This is a genomic window from Kitasatospora sp. NPDC015120 (assembly GCF_043080305.1).
GTDB lineage: Bacteria > Actinomycetota > Actinomycetes > Streptomycetales > Streptomycetaceae > Kitasatospora.
Genome location: NZ_JBIBVJ010000002.1, coordinates 610,866 through 629,634, shown reverse-complemented (window position 1 = coordinate 629,634; position 18,769 = coordinate 610,866). Strand labels below are relative to the sequence as shown.

General features: G+C 72.6%; 16 protein-coding genes and 2 tRNA genes. 3 read left to right on the top strand and 15 right to left on the bottom strand.

From position 1 onward, the window contains the following. Positions 1 to 250: 250 nt before the first annotated feature. Positions 251 to 2,422, top strand: coding sequence for a Stk1 family PASTA domain-containing Ser/Thr kinase (gene pknB / locus ACF1AK_RS07580; RefSeq protein ID WP_391497794.1), 2,172 nt, complete (start codon positions 251 to 253; stop codon positions 2,420 to 2,422). Between the two features lie 245 nt (positions 2,423 to 2,667). On the opposite strand, the gene ACF1AK_RS07575 is transcribed toward pknB, so the two are convergent. The 5 genes from ACF1AK_RS07575 to ACF1AK_RS07555 all read right to left on the bottom strand — a co-directional run bounded on the left by ACF1AK_RS07575 (position 2,668) and on the right by ACF1AK_RS07555 (position 6,723). Next, positions 2,668 to 3,579, bottom strand: coding sequence for a class E sortase (locus ACF1AK_RS07575; protein ID WP_391497793.1), 912 nt, complete (start codon positions 3,577 to 3,579; stop codon positions 2,668 to 2,670). 31 nt (positions 3,580 to 3,610) lie between these two features. Continuing rightward, a complete protein-coding gene (locus tag ACF1AK_RS07570; RefSeq protein WP_391497792.1) occupies positions 3,611 to 4,981 on the bottom strand; it encodes a class E sortase in 1,371 nt (456 codons plus the stop codon). Between the two features lie 5 nt (positions 4,982 to 4,986). Continuing rightward, a complete protein-coding gene (locus ACF1AK_RS07565) occupies positions 4,987 to 5,649 on the bottom strand; it encodes an aminodeoxychorismate/anthranilate synthase component II (RefSeq protein ID WP_391497791.1) in 663 nt (220 codons plus the stop codon). A 55-nt stretch (positions 5,650 to 5,704) separates the two neighbouring features. Continuing rightward, on the bottom strand, positions 5,705 to 5,887 hold the full coding sequence (locus ACF1AK_RS07560) for a hypothetical protein (protein WP_350560556.1): 183 nt from the start codon (positions 5,885 to 5,887) through the stop codon (positions 5,705 to 5,707). 74 nt (positions 5,888 to 5,961) lie between these two features. Further along, positions 5,962 to 6,723 carry a DUF881 domain-containing protein gene (locus tag ACF1AK_RS07555; protein ID WP_391497790.1) on the bottom strand — a complete coding sequence of 254 codons (762 nt, stop codon included), beginning with the start codon at positions 6,721 to 6,723 and terminating at the stop codon, positions 5,962 to 5,964. A gap of 114 nt (positions 6,724 to 6,837) precedes the next feature. Here ACF1AK_RS07555 and crgA point away from each other — a divergent pair, with 114 nt between their 5' ends. Beyond that, positions 6,838 to 7,086 (top strand): cell division protein CrgA, encoded by a 249-nt coding sequence (crgA, locus tag ACF1AK_RS07550; RefSeq protein ID WP_350560558.1) that lies wholly within the window; start codon positions 6,838 to 6,840, stop codon positions 7,084 to 7,086. Between the two features lie 355 nt (positions 7,087 to 7,441). Here the strand turns inward: crgA and ACF1AK_RS07545 are convergent, their stop codons facing one another. Next, on the bottom strand, positions 7,442 to 8,365 hold the full coding sequence (locus ACF1AK_RS07545) for a rhomboid family intramembrane serine protease (protein WP_391497789.1): 924 nt from the start codon (positions 8,363 to 8,365) through the stop codon (positions 7,442 to 7,444). A gap of 272 nt (positions 8,366 to 8,637) precedes the next feature. Between ACF1AK_RS07545 and ACF1AK_RS07540 the strand changes: the two genes are divergently transcribed. Further along, positions 8,638 to 9,348 carry a DUF5324 family protein gene (locus ACF1AK_RS07540; RefSeq protein ID WP_391497788.1) on the top strand — a complete coding sequence of 237 codons (711 nt, stop codon included), beginning with the start codon at positions 8,638 to 8,640 and terminating at the stop codon, positions 9,346 to 9,348. A 71-nt stretch (positions 9,349 to 9,419) separates the two neighbouring features. Here ACF1AK_RS07540 and ACF1AK_RS07535 read toward each other — a convergent pair. From ACF1AK_RS07535 to ACF1AK_RS07495, 9 genes are all read right to left on the bottom strand, one after another. Continuing rightward, positions 9,420 to 9,492: transfer RNA gene (locus tag ACF1AK_RS07535), tRNA-Ala, on the bottom strand. A gap of 189 nt (positions 9,493 to 9,681) precedes the next feature. Beyond that, positions 9,682 to 9,810: a DLW-39 family protein gene (locus ACF1AK_RS07530; protein ID WP_014137031.1), complete on the bottom strand. Its 129-nt coding sequence runs from the start codon at positions 9,808 to 9,810 to the stop codon at positions 9,682 to 9,684. Positions 9,811 to 10,067: 257 nt separating this feature from the next. After that, the gene (locus ACF1AK_RS07525) at positions 10,068 to 10,403 is read right to left on the bottom strand and encodes a DUF6191 domain-containing protein (RefSeq protein WP_391497787.1); all 336 of its coding nucleotides are present in this window, start codon (positions 10,401 to 10,403) and stop codon (positions 10,068 to 10,070) included. 141 nt (positions 10,404 to 10,544) lie between these two features. After that, positions 10,545 to 10,621, bottom strand: a tRNA-Ile gene (locus tag ACF1AK_RS07520). A 16-nt stretch (positions 10,622 to 10,637) separates the two neighbouring features. Continuing rightward, the gene (locus tag ACF1AK_RS07515) at positions 10,638 to 12,032 is read right to left on the bottom strand and encodes a class I SAM-dependent methyltransferase (RefSeq protein WP_391497786.1); all 1,395 of its coding nucleotides are present in this window, start codon (positions 12,030 to 12,032) and stop codon (positions 10,638 to 10,640) included. Positions 12,033 to 12,308: 276 nt separating this feature from the next. Beyond that, complete coding sequence (locus ACF1AK_RS07510) at positions 12,309 to 12,962, bottom strand: DUF3566 domain-containing protein (protein WP_391497785.1); 654 nt, start codon at positions 12,960 to 12,962, stop codon at positions 12,309 to 12,311. A gap of 235 nt (positions 12,963 to 13,197) precedes the next feature. Further along, on the bottom strand, positions 13,198 to 15,738 hold the full coding sequence (gyrA, locus tag ACF1AK_RS07505) for a DNA gyrase subunit A (protein WP_391498042.1): 2,541 nt from the start codon (positions 15,736 to 15,738) through the stop codon (positions 13,198 to 13,200). A gap of 121 nt (positions 15,739 to 15,859) precedes the next feature. After that, entirely contained in the window at positions 15,860 to 17,890 is a 2,031-nt protein-coding gene (gene gyrB / locus ACF1AK_RS07500; RefSeq protein ID WP_391497784.1) for a DNA topoisomerase (ATP-hydrolyzing) subunit B, read from the bottom strand. A gap of 308 nt (positions 17,891 to 18,198) precedes the next feature. Further along, entirely contained in the window at positions 18,199 to 18,720 is a 522-nt protein-coding gene (locus ACF1AK_RS07495) for a DUF721 domain-containing protein (RefSeq protein ID WP_391497783.1), read from the bottom strand. Between the last annotated feature and the right edge of the window lie 49 nt (positions 18,721 to 18,769).

Here is an 18,769-nt window from a genome sequence, read left to right as displayed (position 1 = left end):
GCGGGTGAGGGAAATGTCACGATCGGCAGCCCTGTCCGGATACCGGTCTGATATCGGCCTGCGGCCGACTCGGGTCCCGCGCGGTCCGACCGGTAGCGTATCCGCAGCAACGGGTGTACCCGTTGCCGTTCCGCGCGGTGCCGGAGGGTCCTGACCGCAGAACCACCCGGGGCCCGGACGGCGTCACACGGAGCGTGCGGGGACACCTACGTCACAACCTCACCGGCGTGTGAGGGAGAGGGTCGGAACTATGGAAGAGCCTCGTCGCCTCGGCGGCAGGTACGAGCTCGGCGGCGTCCTCGGACGCGGCGGCATGGCCGAGGTGTACCTCGCCCATGACACCCGGCTCGGCCGCTCCGTCGCCGTGAAGACGCTCCGGGCCGACATGGCCCGTGATCCGTCGTTCCAGGCCCGCTTCCGCCGCGAGGCACAGTCCGCGGCGTCGCTGAACCACCCCGCGATCGTCGCCGTGTACGACACCGGCGAGGACTACATCGACGGCATCTCCATCCCGTACATCGTGATGGAGTACGTCGAGGGCTCCACCCTGCGCGAGCTGCTGCACTCCGGCCGCCGGCTGCTGCCGGAGCGGGCGCTGGAGATGACCATCGGCATCCTCCAGGCCCTGGAGTACTCGCACCGGGCCGGCATCGTCCACCGCGACATCAAGCCCGCCAACGTCATGCTCACCCGGCAGGGCAACGTCAAGGTCATGGACTTCGGCATCGCCCGGGCGATGGGCGACGCCGGCATGACGATGACGCAGACCTCCGCCGTCATCGGCACCGCCCAGTACCTCTCCCCGGAGCAGGCCAAGGGCGAGCAGGTGGACGCCCGCTCCGACCTCTACTCCACCGGCTGCCTGCTCTACGAGCTGCTCACCGTCCGCCCGCCGTTCGTCGGCGACTCCCCCGTGGCGGTCGCCTACCAGCACGTCCGGGAGGAGGCCCAGCCGCCGTCCGTCTTCGACCCCGAGGTGCGCCCCGAGGTCGACGCGATCGTGCTCAAGGCGCTCGCCAAGGACCGCGACTACCGCTACCAGACCGCCGACGAGATGCGCGACGACATCGAGCGCTTCCTCGACGGCCTGCCGGTGGCCGCCGCCCAGCAGGCCGCCGCCTACGGCATGGGCGCCGCCGGGTACGGCTACGACCAGAACGGCTACCCGCAGCAGCACGACCCGTACGGCCAGACCAACGTGCTGCCGCAGCAGGCCCCCGGCGGTCCGACCACCGTGCTGCCGCAGGCGGCCCCGGCCGGCTACCCCGCCCAGCCCCAGGCGGGCGGCTACGACGACGGCTACGGCCAGACCTACGCCGGCGCCCCGGGCGGCGGCAACGACGGCTACGACGACGGCTACGGCCGCGGCGGCCGGCGCGGCGAGGAGCCGCCGAAGAAGAGCAACACCTCCTGGATCGTGCTGGCGGTCGCCGCCGTGCTGGTCCTGGTCGGCACCTTCTTCGTCGCCCAGGCGATGTTCAGCAACAAGAAGGGCGACGACAAGAAGGACGCCCCGAAGATCTCGGCGCCCAACGTGGTCGGCAAGACCCTGGCCGACGCGAAGACGGCCGTCGCCCAGGCCGGTCCCAAGCTGGTGGTCACCGAGGGCGAGAAGATCGCCTGCCCGGACACCAACGTCAAGAAGGACCAGGTCTGCACCCAGACCCCGGTGGCCGGCACCCAGGTCGCCGAGGCCGCCACGATCACCGTGCAGCTGTCCTCCGGCCCGGCCAAGGCCACGGTGCCCAGCGTGGTCGGCAAGACCAAGGACCAGGCCATCAAGGCGCTCGCCGACGCCGGCTTCGCCAACGTCACGACCGACTACAAGGACGACGACAACGCCCCGCTGGACCAGGTCGTCGCGCAGGACCCGGCCACCGGCGGCGCCGACCCGACCGCCCCGGTCAAGCTGACCGTCTCCCAGGGCAAGGCCAAGATCAACGTGCCGAGCGTGGTCGGCCAGCCGAAGGAGGCCGCGCAGGCCGCGCTGGAGGGCGCGGGCTTCCAGGTGGACGCCTCGAAGACCACCCAGACCAACGACCCGGCCAAGGTCAACACGGTGGCCTCGCAGAGCCCGGCGGGCGGCAAGCAGCCGGCCAACACCAAGATCACGCTGACCATCTACAAGGCGCAGGACAAGGTCACCGTCCCGCCGATGGTCAACCAGCCGCTCAAGGAGGCGTCCAAGACCCTCCTGGCGATGGGCCTGCAGTACAGCGTGACCTCGGGCCCGCAGGACCCGAACGCGATCGTGCTGTCCTCCAACCCGCCGGCCGGGACCCAGGTGGACCCGAACACCTCGGTGGGGCTGACGACCAAGCCGGTCGACCCGCCGAAAGGGAACGACACACCCCCCACACTCCCCGGGATCCCCGGCTTCCCCACCCCCACGAACACCAAAGGGGGACCCAACAACAACTAAGCCCTGGTTCCCCTGGTTCTGAGCCCCCTCCCCGGGGGCCGGACCGGCCGGGCGAGTTGCTTGTTCCCCGCGCGACAGCGCCCGAGGGCCCGTCGACACCGTGTCGACGGGCCCTCGGGCGTTCCTTCCCGGCGCTCCTGGGCGCTCCTGGGCACTTCCTGGGCGTTCCCCGGCCCGGCCGGGCCTTCCCGGGCGGCCACGGGCCGTCCTCCGTCCCCGGGGGCCGGGAAGGCCCCCCGGCGGCCTCAGCCGCGCCGCAGCTCGGCGGGCGGGGTGCGCCTGGCGTCCATGTCGTCCACCCGCACCAGGCTCCCCCACACCGCCATCCGGTAGCGCGAGGTGTAGACCGGGGTGCAGGTGGTCAGCGTGATGTACCGGCCGGGCTCGGTGTAGCCCGAGCCCTTCGGCACCGGGGCGACGATGCCGGTGTCGAACTTGGAGGTCTCCGGCAGGGTGCTGTCGACCCGGTAGACGTACCACTTGTCCCGGGTCTCGACGACGATCGGGTCGCCCTTGCGCAGGGCGTCCAGGTTGTGGAACTTCGCCCCGTGGCCGTCCCGGTGGGCGGCCAGCGCGAAGTTGCCGGACGCGTCCCACGGCATCGCCGCACGGTACGGCTGCTCGTAGACGCCGGCGACGCCGTCCGCCAGGGTGTCCGCGTCGGTGCCCATCCGGATCAGCACCTGGTAGTTCCGGCCCATCGCGGGGACGTGCAGGAAGCCGAGCCCCTGGCCCTGGGCGGGGCCCGCCCCGGAGCCGCCCGCACCGCTCGTGCCGGACGCGCCGCCGGGCACCGGGGCGCCGGAGGCGTCCGGCGCGTCCGGGGCACCGGGGACGCCCGGGGCGCCGGTCGCCGCGCCGGGCCCGGAGCCGGCCGGCGCGGCGGCCGGTCCGCCGGCCGCCCAGGAGTCGCGCAGCTGGTCGGAGGCCGCGGCGGCGGACCGGTCCGCCAGCACGTCGGTCCACCAGAGCGAGTAGCTGACGAAGAGGCCGAGCACCAGGCCCAGGGTGATCAGCAGCTCGCCGAAGACCCCCAGCGCGGCCAGCGCCCGCCCGCGGCCGCGTCCGCGCCGCCGCTGCGGGCCGCGGCCGTCCGCGTCCCGCGGCCCGGGCCCCGGGAAGACTTCCTCGGCCACCGCTCCGGTCTCCTGCGTCACGTCTCTCCCCTTGCTCTTCGCCCGCCCGCGGTCAGCCTCCCGTGAGGGCGGCCGGCTTGCCCTGGCTGCGCGGCCGTTCCTCGATCATCTTGCCAAAGACGATCAGCCGGTACTTGGAACTGAACTCCGGCGTGCACGTGGTCAGCGTGATGTAGCGGCCCGGTCCGCCGTACCCGGCACCGTTCGGCACCGGCTTGATGACGCTCACGTTGGACGGCGGGGTCTCCGGGATGCCGCCGCTGACCTCGTAGGTGTAGTACGCGGTCGCGGTCTCCACCACGATCCTGTCGCCCTTGCCCAGCTGGTTGATCCGCCGGAACGGCTCGCCGTGGGTGTTGCGGTGCGCGGCCAGCGCGAAGTTGCCCGCCTTGTCGGCCGGCATGCCGGTGCCGGTGTAGTGCCCGACCAGTCCCTTGTCGAGCACCGGGCCCTTGGCGGTGCCCTCGGCGATCGGGAACTTCTGGCCGAGCTTCGGCAGATGGATGATCGCGAAGCCCTTGCCGGGCTCGAACGTCTCCGGTTTGGCCGGGTCCGGGGCCGGCTGTCCGGCCGCCCCGGCCGGGGCCGGCGCGGCCGCGTCGAACTGCTCCTCCAGCTGGCTGCGGGCCCCGTCGGCGGCCGCGTCGGCCTGCACGTTGGTCCACCACAGCTGGTAGGAGACGAACAGCAGCATCACCAGGCCGAGGGTGATGCACAGCTCGCCGAGGAACCGGGCGAGGACCACCGCCACCGGCTCCTTCGGCCGGGGCCGGTCCGCGGCCCGGGTCCGGCCGCCCGAACGGCGCCGGCCGCGCCCCTGCGCGGCCCTGCGGCGCTCGGCCCGCCCGCCGGGGGCGGGCGGCGGCGGCCCGTCGGCCACCGCGTCCATGGTGACCGTCTCGGCGGCGGCCAGCACCGCCTGCCCGGCCGTGGGCGCGTCGGGGCTCTCCAGGTGGAGGCGGAGCGTCTCCTCGGCCCGCCCGGGTGCCACGGGCGGCGCGGCCTGCTCGTAGACGCCCCAGCCGTCCTCCGCCCCGTGCCGGTCCGCCCAGCCCTGGCCCGGGCCGGGCTGGGCGGGGATGCGGCCGCCCTGCCGGAGCTGCTGCTCCTGGTAGGGGTCGTAACCCTGGTACTGGCCCTGCTGGGGCCCCGGCGGGTCCTGCTGCCCGTACGGGTCCTGCCGGCCCGGACCGCCGTACCGGCCGTACTGCTCCTGCTGCCCGTACTGCCCCCACGGGGCCTGCTGGACGTACGGGCCCTGCTGCCCGTACGGGCCCTGCGGGTACGCCTGCTGGTCCGGGGCCTGCGGGTACGGACCGCCCGGGGGGTACTGCTGCGGGTACGGGCCGCCGCCCGGACGGGCACCGCCGCCCTGCGGGTCCGCCTCCGGTTGGTGGCGCCCCTCCGGACGCACCGCGGTCACGCCCCTCAGCCCCGGCCGATCACCGGGGCGAGCCCGGCCGACCGGTCGACGGCCCGCGGGTCACCGCACTCGGCCAGCCAGTTGGCGAGCATCCGGTGGCCGCCCTCGGTGAGCACCGACTCCGGGTGGAACTGCACGCCCTCCACCGCGAGGTCGCGGTGGCGCAGCCCCATGATCACGCCGCTGGCGGTGCGCGCGGTCACCACCAGCTCGGCCGGCACCGTGGCGGGCTCGACCGCCAGCGAGTGGTAGCGGGTCGCGGTGAGCGGCGACGGCAGGCCGGCGAACACCCCGCCGTCCTCGTGCTCCACCGGCGAGGTCTTGCCGTGCAGCAGCTCGGGCGCCCGGCCGACCACGGCGCCGTAGGCCACCGCGATCGACTGCAGGCCCAGGCAGACGCCGAACACCGGCAGCCCGATCCGCGCGCAGTGGTGCACCATCTCGATGCAGACGCCGGCCTCCTCGGGGGCGCCCGGGCCGGGGGAGAGCAGCGCCCCGTCGAAGCCGCCGGCGCCGTCGCGGCGCACCGCGTGCCCGACCGTCACCTCGTCGTTGCGGACCACCTCGCAGGTGGCGCCGAGCTGGTAGAGGTACTGGACCAGGTTGAAGACGAAGCTGTCGTAGTTGTCGACGACCAGGATGCGGGGCGGGGTCGGCCGGGAGGTCATGGGCGCGCGTTCTCCGGGGTGTGCGGGGACTGGGGGCGGGGGCGGGACCGCCGGGTCAGCCGACGGCGCCGTCGCCGCCGTCTCCGTCCACTGTGACGTCGCCGAAGGGGAGGAGCGGTTCCGCCCACGGGAAGACGTAGGTGAAGAGCAGGTAGACGATCCCCAGCACGAGGAGCACCGAGACCACGGCCTTGACCAGGGTGTTCCCCGGGAGGTGACGCCAGATCCAGCCGTACATGGTGCTCCCTCGACGCAGCGGACTGGACTCAAGACTAGGCCCTCCCCCCGTGACGGCCGGCGCGTCCCGCCGCTCTACTGCTGGCCGGTCGCCGCGCGGAGGTCGGCCGTCCCCGAGTAGCCGGGCAGCGCGAGGTCACCGCTCTCCTGCACCTTCCAGCCCAGTCCGTACGCCTGTACGTACTGCAGGTAGTTGCGGACCGTCGGATCCGCCTCCACCGCGGTGCGCAGCGCGTCGGTCCTGCCGACGGCCCTGACCACGTAGGGCGGCGAGTAGACCCGGCCCTGGAGCAGCAGGGTGTTGCCGACGCAGCGGACGGCGCTGGTGGAGATCAGCCGCTGGTCCATCACCTGGACGCCCTCGGCGCCGCCGCGCCACAGCGCGTTGACCACGGCCTGGATGTCCTGCTGGTGGATGACCAGGTCGTTGACGTCGGGCTCGCGCACGCCGGGGATGCGCGCGGTCGCGTTCGGCGGGGCGTCGTTGAGGGTGACGGTCAGGCCGGGGCCCTGGAGCGGGTCCAGGGCGGCGGCCTGCTCCAGGGCGGTGAGCTGCGCGGCGTCGGCCGGGCTGCCCTGCTGGTCGGTGAGCCGCTGGGCGCGTTCCTGGAGGTCGGCGAGCTGGGCCTGGGACTGCTGGTTCTGCGCGCTGCGCTGGCGTATCACGTCGGAGAGGCTGAGCAGCGAGTTGTCGGTGCGCAGGTCGGTGCCGCGCGCGGTCTGCGCGCTGATGTAGAAGAGCAGACCGGCGAGCGCGAAGACGGCGCAGGTCAGGGCACGTCCGACAATTCGGGTGCCGGGGGCGCGGGTACGGGCCGGCCGAGGGGGAATCGACAAATTAGGCACCGTACCCTTATCTCCTTCGGACCCGCCGAACCACTACGCTAACGGACGCCGCCACACCACCGTGAACCCCTGCGCGGTCACAGCGCATCGACAGGAGAGCTCCTCGTGCCGAAGTCTCGACTCCGCAAGAAGTCCGACTACACCCCGCCGACCACGGCCACGGTGAAGATCAGTTCGGGCCGCGGTTGGGTTGCACCGCTGATGCTGGCACTGTTCCTAGTCGGCCTGGTCTGGATCGTCACCTACTACGTGACCAGCGGCAGCTGGCCGGTGGAGAGCTGGCGGAACTGGAACATCCTGGTGGGCTTCGGCTTCATCGCGGCGGGTTTCGGCGTCTCCACCCAGTGGAAGTGACGCCGGGGCTGCTGCCCTGAGTTCCTTCACCGCCGCCCCGGACGGTTCGAGCCGGGGCGGCGTTCCGGCGTGTCCTCCCGGCGGGGGGTCCGTTCTGCGGTTATCCGCTTGTCGTGTTTATCCACATGGTTATCCACACTGGGGAAAAGTCGCACCGGCCTGTGGATAACTTGCACCGGGGGCGCTTTCCACACCATCGCGCGCCCTTCCCTCGGCCATGGGATCCGCACAGCAGGACGCGCGTAGAACAGCTGTCCGGTCCGGTTCGTTCGCACCGCCTGTGCACAACTCCGCACAGGCTGTGGACAACCGTGCGGGTGCCGGACGGCCGTTCACGCCCTCCGGCGCCGCCGGATCACCCGCCGTAGGCGGCCGTCCCGGCGAGCACCATCACCACCACCAGACCGGCCACGACCGCCAGGGTCAGCCCCTGCACCACCGCCCGGCGGGCCCGCGGGGCGTACATCAGGCCGGCCGCGGTCAGCATCCCGGCGATCAGGCCGCCGAGGTGCGCGCGCCAGTCGATGTTCGGCACCGAGAAGGTGACGATCAGGTTGAACACCAGCAGCGCGACGATCGGTCCGAGCGGCGCCCGGACCCGGCGGTAGAGCACCACGGTCGCGCCCAGCAGGCCGAAGACCGCCCCCGAGGCCCCCAGCGAGCGCATCCCGTCCCCGGCCAGCAGGAAGGCGAAGGCGCTGCCGGCCAGTCCGGAGAGCAGGTAGAGCGCGAGGAAGCGGACCCGTCCCAGGGCCCCCTCCAGCTGCGGGCCCAGCACCCAGAGGACCAGCATGTTGGTGGCGATGTGCCAGGGCGCGGTGTGCAGGAAGACGGCGGTCAGCAACCGGTACCACTGCCCCGGGCCCTCGGCGACGCCGGTGGGGAACGGGTAGTAGTGGCCCGGGGAGAGGTCGGGGGCGAAGCTGCGCAGTTCGAGGTCGAGGGCCAGCCACGGGGTGAGCACGTAGGCGGCCAGCACGAAGACCACCAGGTTGATGCCGATCAGCGCCTTGGTGACCAGCGCGCCGTCCACGGCCGGGCGCCCGCCGAAGCGGGTGGTCGCCCGCCGGACCTGGCGGCCGCCCTCGGCGACGCAGTCCGGGCAGTGGAAGCCCACCGAGGCGTTCACCATGCACTGCGGGCAGATCGGCCGGCCGCAGCGCGTGCAGCCGATGCCGGTCTCCTGCTCGGGGTGCCGGTAGCAGCGGGACAGCCCGTGCCCGCCGCCCGGCGCCCCGGGGGTCGGGTCGATCGGCGGCCTCGGCTCGTCCGGGAGCATCGGCTATCCCCTTCTGCCACGACTTGCTGCGACGACGCGTGCGCGCTCCCGGCGGGGGTCCGCCGGAACCGCCAGCCTACTGCGGCCGTACCCCCGTCCGGGCGGCCCGCTCGCCCCGCCCCGCACCGGCCCCGCACCGGCCCCCGCCCGCCTCCCGCCGGCCCGGCACGCCCGCGTACGGCCCACTCCGGCATGCCGCCGGACGAATACGGAGGCATGATCAGCATTCAGGTGGATATGTGCATAAAGGACGCCACCAGGAGGAGAGACTCGTGACCCGTTTGGACTCGGCCCGAGCGACGGCCGGCAACCTCGCGGACAACGCCCGGCAGCAGGCCACCCAGGCCGCCCACACCGTCCGCGTCCAGTACGACCGGCACATCGCCCCCCAGGTCGGTCACGCCTTCGCCAGCCTGCCGCCGGAGGCCCAGCAGAACGCCCTGAAGGCCCTGCACCGCTCCCAGGAGGCCGCCCTGGCCGCCCGCCACTCCGCGGTCCGGGCCGCCGACCAGGCGCGCTCCACCGTCACGCCCAAGGTCGTGCACGCCGTCGAGGAGGCCCGCGCCGCCGTCGTCCCGGTCGCCCACGAGGCGCAGACCCGCGGGGCGGCCGCGCTGACCGCCATGCGCGGCAACGTCACCTCGGCCGAGATCAGCGATCTCGCGGCCCGCAACGCCCGCCGCTCGTGCCGGAGCGGCTGGGCGACCGGACTGGCCGTGGCCGGGGTGATCGCGATCGCCGGCGGCATCGCCACCTGGCAGTGGTGGCGCCACCGCAGCAACCCGGAGTGGCTGGTGGAGCCCCCGTCCGCGGACCGCCCGGCCGCCCCGTCCGACGCGGGCACCGCGACCGGCCCGGACGCCCCGGTGAACGGCTCGCCGGACGCCACCGGCCCCGCCCCGGCCGCCGGGCCCGGCGGGCCCGCGGAGGACCGCTCCGAGCCGCAGGACCGCTCCGGGCAGGACCCGGGGAACCCCCGCTGAGAACGCGGACCGGCCGCTGACCTGGATTCAGGTCAGCGGCCGGTCGCCGTCCACACGCGGTGGGAGGACTGTGGAGCTTAGGAGACTCGAACTCCTGACATCTGCCTTGCAAAGGCAGCGCTCTACCAACTGAGCTAAAGCCCCGGGGCGGCACCGTACGCACCGCCGGACACCAGCGTACCCGGTCCCGGCACCGATCCGGTGCCCCCTCCCGGCACTCCTGCCGTGCGGGGCCGGGAAAGTCCGGCCGGCCCGGTCACCCGACCGGGCCGGCCGGCCCTGGAGGCGCCGCGCGGCGCCTTCCGAAGACGGTCGACCGTCAGACCGGAGGCCTCAGCGACCGGCCGGAACCGGGTCGGTGGCCTCGGTCCACAGGTCCTGCTCGGCGCGGTCCGCCTGGACCTGACGGTAGACAAAGAAGCCGCCGAGGGCGACCAGGGCGACCAGGAGAAGCTTCTTCACCGCGGGACCTCGTCCTTCTTGCGTTGACGGACTCAGCAGCCGTGCGCCGATCGATCCGATCGGGCCGACGAGTCCGTGGTTGTGTTACGAGCACGAACGGGCGGTCGGGATGCCGGACTGCCCTTGCGGCCGATGATACACACCGGTGTCCCAATCGTGACCAGCCACCGCTGCCTCCAACCGACCCGTCCGGCCGGAGGATTGACGCCACACCTCCTGTCGTACGGTCGGCCCGGCACGGAGCCCGCGCGGAGCCCTCACCGTTCCCGCCCATCGGGCGCCCCGCCGGGCGGCCGCACCAGCACCACGACCCCCGCCGCCAGGTCCACCCGGGTGCGCGGCGGAGCCCCGTCGTCCTCCTCGTCGCGCAGCATCAGCGAGCTCTGCCGCTCGTCGAGCTGGTGCTGCTTCCCGGCCGCGAACTGCGCGTGCAGCTGCTCGAAACCGGTCGCCGAGATCTGCCCCTCCCGGCCGGTCCCCCGCCACGGCACCAGCCGCGAGCGGCGCGCCCGGAGCGCCAGCTGGTCGACGAAGGCCAGCACCACCAGGACGCAGACCAGGCCGGGAACGGTCATCGCGAAGACCAGACCCATGGCGCCACCGCCTCCACCGTCGCACGCCGCCGGGGCGGACCCCGGCCTCCACCGGTAGAACACCCGGCCGGCGCCCGGGGTTCCCCGGAACCGGCGGCGGAACGCCGAAGGGCCCGGAGCAGCGCTCCGGGCCCTTCGCGGTGGTGGGGCTAACAGGACTTGAACCTGTGGCCTCTTCCTTATCAGGGAAGCGCTCTAACCGTCTGAGCTATAGCCCCTTGCCGCACTGAAAGATTAGCGGACCGATCCCCGATCCCCCAAATCCGTTGCGGCCGGGCCTGCGGCGGGGCCCTCCGGGACGGGCAGGTCGGAGGCGGTGCCGACGGCGGTCAGCCACTCCGCGCGGGTCGCCGGGAGGTGCGCGGCGCCCTCGGTGGTGGTGCGCACCGCGAGGATCTGGTTGACCCCGATCCGGTTCTCCTCGAAGGCCAGCGCCGAGGCCGCCATGTAGAGCCGCCAGACCCGCGCCCGGCCGCGCCCCACCAGTCCGACCGCCTCCGTCCAGTGCGCCTCCAGGTTGGCCACCCACTCACGCAGGGTCAGCCCGTAGTGCTCGCGGAGCGACTCGACGTCGCGCACCTCGAAGCCGGCCTCCTCCAGCCGGGAGACGGTGGAACCGACCGGGGACAGTTCGCCGTCCGGGAAGACGTAGCGGTCGATGAACGGGCTGGGACGGTAGGGCTCACCGGGGTGGTCGGGGCGGCGGGCGATCTGGTGGTTGAGCAGCCGGCCGCCCGGGACCAGCAGCCCGTACAGGCCCTGCGAGTACACCCGGTACTGGGCCTCGCCGACGTGCTCCGCCATGCCCACGCTGGAGATCGCGTCGAACGGGCCGTCCGTGATCTCCCGGTAGTCCTGCAGCCGGATCTCCACCCGGTCCGCCAGGCCGGCCTCCTCGACCCGCCGGCGGGCCAGCGCGACCTGCTCCTCGGAGATCGAGACGCCCACCGCCGTCACCCCGTAGTGCCGGGCCGCGTGCAGCACCAGCGAGCCCCAGCCGCAGCCGACGTCCAGCAGCCGCATCCCGGGCCGCAGGCCGAGCTTGCGGCAGATGAGGTCCAGCTTGGCCTCCTGCGCCGCCTCCAGGCTCTTCGCGGCGGGCTCCCAGTAGGCGCACGAGTAGACCATCGACGGGCCCAGCACCAGGCCGTAGAAGTCGTTGCCGACGTCGTAGTGGTGGTGGATCGCCGCCCGGTCCCGGCCGCGGCTGTGCAGCCGCCCCCGGCCGGCCGGGGCCTCCTCCGGCGGCGGGGCCGGATCGGGCCCGAGCGCCCCGGCCCGCAGCAGTGCGCCCATCGCCCGGCGCCCCTTGACGCCCAGCACGTCGCCCGGGCCCAGCCGCAGCCGGCGGATCTCGGGAAGCTCGGCGAAGTGCGCGACGGCCCGCAGCACCTCGTACAGGTCGGAGCCCGGGGCGACCTCCAGGTCCCCCGAGACGTAGGCCCGGGCCAGGCCCAGTTCGTCCGGCCGCCAGAGCAGCCGGCGCAGCGCCCGGCGGTTGCGCAGCACCACCGTGGGCGCCCCCGGCGGCCCGGCCGCGCTGCCGTCCCAGGCCTGCACCCGCAGTGGCACCGGGACCCCCAGCAGCCCGTCCAGGGCCTCGACCAGCCGCTTTGCGAGCTCCGCCATCGCGCGTCTCCGTCCTGCCGTGCCTGAGCAGTCGTCCCGGACCCGTCCGGTGGGGACCGGGGAGGCCTGCGGCGGCCGGATGACGCGGAACGAGCGGACCAAGCTAAGCCCACCGCTGCCCCGCCCCGTCCGGGCGGCACGCCGCGCCGGGCGGCTGTCACCCGAATGCCGACGGGCCCCACCGGCTGCAACAGCCGGTGGGGCCCGCTGATTCCGTCCACGGACGGAAAATCCCCGACGGGGGGAGGGAACTGATCCCGGGTCAGGTCCCGGGGCTCAGTCCTCCTCGGCGAGGGTGAGCTCGATGCCGCCGGTGAAGCCGGCCGCCGCGTTGTAGATGAACGCCGAGAGCGTGGAGAGCGCGGTCAGCAGCACCACGTCGACCACGGCGATCAGCGAGGTGAAGGTCATCACCTTGCCGAAGCCCACGTAGTCCATGATGTTCAGGCCGCCGCCGTTGGTGTCCGAGCCGGTGACGTCCTTCAGGGTCTTGCCGAGCGAGTCGAAGACGCCGAGCGAGTCCAGCGTCATCCACAGCACCGCGGCCGCCACGATGATGATGATCCCGACCGCCAGCGACAGCAGGAAGCTGACCTTCATGACCGACCACGGGTCGGCCTTGGTCACCCGCAGCCGGGCCTTCCTGGTCCGGCCGAGGCCCCCGGCGGCCGGCGGCGCGGCCGGACGGCGCACGCCCGCGGCGGGCGTTCCGCCGGGCGGGGTGTTGCCGCCGCCGACCCGGGTGCCCCGGGGCGGGGTCGGCTGCCCCTTGGCGTAGGTGGTCGGCTGGGAGAAGCCGTTGCCGCCCGCCGCCGGAGCACCCGGCGGGGGCGCCGGCTGGCCGCCGTACGTCCCGCCCTGGCCCGCCCCGCCGACCGGCGGCATCAGCGAGGTGGACGCGGCCGGGTGCTCGGCCGGCGGCTGCGGCACGCCGTACGCCCCGCCGCCCTGTGCTGCGCCCGGACGGCCGCCGGCGGCGCCTCCCCCAGCACCCGTGGCTCCACTCACTGGTCCTCCCGCACTTCCCACCAGGACGGCGCACCGCCCTGCTTCGTCACTCGTCATCCAGCGCCCGGCGGGATTGCCCGGAACTGGTCGGCGGCCGGTACCGCCACGTCGTGTACGGATGTACGGACGTGACGGTACCGGCCGACGCGGTACGAGGTCAGGCCTGGGCGGTCCCGCCGCCCGGCGCCGTCTCCGTACCCTCGGCCACCTCGGTGGACTCGGTACCCGCCACCTCGTCCTCCGCCGACTCCTCGTCCTCGGCCTCCGCGTTGCGGGCCATGCCCACGACCGCATCGCGCTTGCCCAGGTTGATCAGTTGGACGCCCATGGTGTCACGTCCGGTTTCACGAACCTCGGAAACCCTCGTGCGGATCACTCCTCCGGAGAGGGTGATCGCCATGATCTCGTCGCTCTCGTCGACCACGAGCGCGCCGACCAGCGAGCCCCGGCCCTCGACGATCTTCGCCGCCTTGGTGCCGTAACCGCCGCGTCCCTGGACACGGTACTCGTCCACACCGGTGCGCTTGGCGTAGCCGCCGTCGGTCGCGGTGAAGACGAAGGTGCCCGGACGGACCACGTTCATCGAGAGCAGTTCGTCGTCCTCGCGGAAGGCCATGCCCTTGACGCCGGAGGTGGCGCGGCCGGTGGAGCGCAGCGCCTCGTCCGTGGCGGTGAAGCGGATCGACTGCGCCTTCCTGGAGACCAGCAGCAGGTCGTCCTCGGCGGAGACCAGCTCGGCGCCGATCAGCTCGTCGTCCCGGCCCTCGTCGTCCTGGCGCAGGTTGATCGCGATCAGGCCGCCGGAGCGCGGGGAGTCGTAGTCCTTCAGCGGGGACTTCTTCACCAGGCCGGCCCGGGTGGCGAGGACGAGGTAGGGCTTGTCCTCGTAGGTGCGGATCGCCCTCACCTGGGCGATGTGCTCGTCCGGCTGGAAGGCCAGCAGGTTGGCCACGTGCTGGCCGCGGGCGTCCCGGCCGGCGTCCGGCAGCTCGTAGCCCTTGGCGCGGTAGACCCGGCCCTTGTTGGTGAAGAACAGGATCCAGTTGTGGGTCGTCGTCACGAAGAAGTGGTCGACGATGTCGTCCTGCTTGAGCTGGGCGCCGCGCACGCCCTTGCCGCCGCGCTTCTGCGAGCGGTAGAGGTCGGAGCGGGTGCGCTTGACGTAACCGCCGCGGGTGATGGTGACGACGATGTCCTCCTCGGCGATGAGGTCCTCGATGGAGAGGTCGCCGTCGGAGGGGATGAGGGTGGAGCGCCGCTCGTCGCCGTACTTCTCGACGATCGCGGTGAGCTCCTCGGAGATGATCCCGCGCTGGCGGGTCGGCGAGGCCAGGATCGCGTTGTACTCGTCGATCTTGCGCTGCAGCTCGTCGTGCTCGTCGGTGATCCGCTGGCGCTCCAGGGCGGCCAGCCGGCGCAGCTGCATCTCCAGGATCGCGTTGGCCTGGAGCTCGTCGATCGAGAGCAGCTCCATCAGACCGGTGCGGGCGGCGTCGGCGCTCGCCGAGGCCCGGATCAGCGCGATGACCTCGTCGATCATGTCCAGGGCCCGCAGCAGCGCGCGCAGGATGTGGGCGCGCTCCTCGGCCTTGCGCAGCCGGAAGGTGGTGCGCCGGACGATGACCTCGACCTGGTGGTTGACCCAGTGCCGGATGAAGGCGTCCAGCGACAGGGTGCGCGGCACGCCGTCGACCAGGGCCAGCATGTTGGCGCCGAAGTTGGTCTGCAGGTCGGTGTGCTTGTAGAGGTTGTTCAGCACGACCTTGGCGACCGCGTCGCGCTTGAGCACGACCACCAGGCGGGTGCCGGTGCGGGCCGAGGACTCGTCGCGGACGTCGGCGATGCCGGCGATCTTGCCGTCCTTGACCAGGTCGGCGATCTTCAGCGCGAGGTTGTCCGGGTTGACCTGGTAGGGCAGCTCGGTGATCACCAGGCACTGCCGGCCCTGGATCTCCTCGACCTCGACCACGGCGCGCATGGTGACCGAGCCGCGGCCGGTGCGGTAGTAGTCGTCGATGCCGCGGCGGCCGACGATCAGCGCGCCGGTGGGGAAGTCCGGGCCCTTGATCCGCTCGATCAGGGCGTCCAGCAGGTCCTCCGCGGAGGCCTCCGGGTTCTCCAGGTACCAGAGCGCGCCGGAGGCGACCTCGCGCAGGTTGTGCGGCGGGATGTTGGTGGCCATGCCGACCGCGATGCCGGTGGCACCGTTGACCAGCAGGTTGGGGAAGCGCGCGGGCAGGACGGTGGGCTCCTGCGAGCGGCCGTCGTAGTTGGGCGCGAAGTCGACGGTCTCCTCGTCGATGTCGCGCATCATCTCCATGGCCAGCGGCGCCATCTTGCACTCGGTGTAGCGCATGGCCGCGGCCGGGTCGTTGCCCGGGGAGCCGAAGTTGCCGTTGCCGTCCACCAGCGGCATCCGCATCGACCACGGCTGGGCCAGGCGGACCACGGTGTCGTAGATCGAGGTGTCGCCGTGCGGGTGGTAGTTGCCCATGACGTCGCCGACGACGCGGGCGCACTTGTAGTAGCCCTTCTCGGGGCGGTAGCCGCCGTCGTACATCGCGTACAGCACGCGGCGGTGCACCGGCTTCAGGCCGTCGCGCACCTCGGGCAGCGCCCGGCTGACGATGACGCTCATCGCGTAGTCGAGGTACGAGCGCTGCATCTCGGTTTCGAGCTCGACCGGCTCGATGCGCATGGTCACCGTGGCGGCGGCCTCGGGGGTCTCGGGCTGCTCGCCTTCGGGACGGTTGTCGTCGACCACTGGTGGTCAGTTTCCTTTCACGCGGACTGGTACGTGCGGGGCCTGCGGGCAGGCGTCACACGTCCAGGAAGCGGACGTCCTTGGCGTTGCGCTGGATGAAGGAGCGGCGGGCCTCGACGTCCTCGCCCATGAGGACCGAGAACAGCTCGTCGGCGCGGGCGGCGTCCTCCAGGGTGACCTGGAGGAGCAGGCGGTGCTCGGCGTCCATGGTGGTGACCCGGAGCTCCTCGGCGTTCATCTCGCCGAGACCCTTGAACCGCTGGATCGCGTCGTCCTTCGGAAGGCGGCGCCCCGCCTCGACCCCGGCGGCGATCAGCGCGTCGCGCTCGCGGTCGGAGTAGGCGTACTCGAAGTCGTCCTTGCCCCACTTGATCTTGTACAGCGGCGGCATCGCCAGGTAGACGTAGCCGGACTCGACCAGCGGCCGCATGAAGCGGAACAGCAGGGTCAGCAGCAGGGTGCGGATGTGCTGGCCGTCGACGTCGGCGTCGGCCATCAGCACGATCTTGTGGTAGCGCAGCTTGGACTCGTCGTAGTCCTCCTGGATGCCGCAGCCGAAGGCCGAGATCAGCGCCTGGACCTCGGTGTTCTGCAGCACCTTGTCGATCCGGGCCTTCTCGACGTTCAGGATCTTGCCGCGGATCGGGAGGATGGCCTGGGTGCGCGGGTCGCGGCCCTGCTTGGCCGAGCCGCCGGCGGAGTCACCCTCGACGATGAAGATCTCGCACTCGGCCGGGTCCTTGGACTGGCAGTCGCTGAGCTTGCCGGGCAGCGAGGCGGACTCCAGCAGGCCCTTGCGGCGGGTGAGGTCGCGGGCCTTGCGGGCGGCGACGCGCGCGGTGGCGGCCTGGATGGACTTGCGGATGATGTCCGCGGCCTCGTTGGGGTTGCGGTCCAGCCAGTCCCCGAAGTGCTCGTGGACGACCTTCTGGACGAAGGTCTTCGCCTCGGTGTTGCCGAGCTTGTCCTTGGTCTGGCCCTCGAACTGCGGCTCGCCGAGCTTGACCGAGATGATCGCGGTCAGGCCCTCGCGGATGTCCTCGCCGGAGAGGTTGTCGTCCTTCTCGCGGAGCAGCTTCTTGTCCCGCGCGTAGCGGTTGACCAGGCCGGTCAGCGCGGCGCGGAAGCCCTCCTCGTGGGTGCCGCCGCCGTGGGTGTGGATCGTGTTGGCGAAGGAGTAGACCCCCTCGGTGTACGAGGAGTTCCACTGCATGGCGATCTCCACCGAGATCGCCTTGTCCTTGTCCTCCGCCTCGAAGTCGATCACCGAGGGGTGGACGGCCTCGCCCTTGCGGGAGTTGAGGTGGGCGACGAAGTCGGCGATGCCGCCGTCGTACTTGTAGGTGACGGAGAGCGGCTTGCCCTCCTCGTCGACGTGCTCGGGGCGCTCGTCGGTCAGGGCGATGGTCAGGCCCTTGTTGAGGAACGCCATCTCCTGGAAGCGGCGGGAGAGCGTCTCGAAGGAGTAGACCGTGGTCTCGAAGATCTCCGGGTCGGCCCAGAAGGTGACGCTGGTGCCGGTGCGCTCGGTGGCCTCGTGCTGGGACAGCGGGGCGGTCGGGGTGCCGGCCTTGTACTCCTGCGTCCAGCGGTGGCCGTCGGTGTGGATCTCCACCGCGAGCCGGGTGGAGAGCGCGTTCACCACGGAGACGCCGACGCCGTGCAGACCGCCGGAGACCGCGTAGCCGCCGTTGCCGAACTTGCCGCCCGCGTGCAGAACCGTCAGCACGACCTCGACGGCCGGCTTGCCCTGGCCCGGCATGATGCCGACCGGGATGCCGCGGCCGTTGTCGACCACGCGCACGCCGCCGTCGGCCAGGAGCGTCACGTCGATGGTGTCCGCGTGCCCGGCCATCGCCTCGTCGACGGAGTTGTCCACGATCTCCTGCACCAGGTGGTGCAGGCCGCGCTCACCGGTCGAGCCGATGTACATGCCGGGGCGCTTGCGGACGGCGTCGAGGCCCTCCAGCACCTGGATGGCGCTGGCGTCGTACGACCTGTCGGACTGGTCGGTCTGGTCTGGGATCTGGCTGGGGTTGCCGGAATCGGCCACGAAGCGCCCTCTCTGGCACAGCGCGGGCCGCATCCCCGCTTCCTACGGGCGGGCGTGCGACCACGGCGTTTAGACTCGGTTGCCACTAGCAACAGTGTTTGGCCCCCAGTCTACCGGTACGACTGACATCGATGGGCGTTTGGCAGCCTCTGAGGGCAGAAATGGCGCCCTGAATCCCCTCGGGACATGTCCCGATACTCGCTCGGGGGGCTCAGGCCGCCTGGCAGGGCCGTCAGGGGTTCCGGAGGATCGCGGTCCGCTCCGCTCCGGGACCGACCGCCCCGGGCCGGGCGGAGGCGGGCGGGCGGAGGCGGGCGGGCGGAGGCGGGCGGGCGCGACGGCTATCCCCAAGTGTCGCCGGGACCCTTGCTGCCGGGGGCGCGCAGCCGGCCGTAGCCGCGCACCGGGGCCGCCGGGCCGAGCACCTTGATGGTGCGGACCGTGCCGTGGCCCAGCTCGTGGTTCAGACGGGCCACCAACTGCCGTGCCAGCCAGCGGAGTTGGGTGGCCCAGGCAGTGGAGTCGCACTGCACCGTGAGCACCGCGGCCTCGTCGTCGTACGCGGTGGGGGTGCAGTGCGCGGCGATGTCCGGTCCGACGATCTGCGGCCAACGGCCCATCACCCCGCCGACCGCGGCCGAGGACTCCCAGCCCCGTTCGGTCAGCAGCCTGGTCAGCGCCGCCCCCAGCGGCACCGGGTCACGGCCGTCCGAGCGGGCCCCGCTGCGCAGACCGTGCCGCTTCGCCTCGCGCTTCTCGCGCACCTGCTCACCGCGCTGGCGGGCCTGCGCCCGGGCCGCCCGCAGCGCCGAGCGCGCCAGGTCGGCACCGGTCGGCGTTGGGTGCTCCGCCGAATCGCTCACGGCGATCTCCTCATCCCCACCCTGTGGACAACGGTGAGCCGTCCAGCGT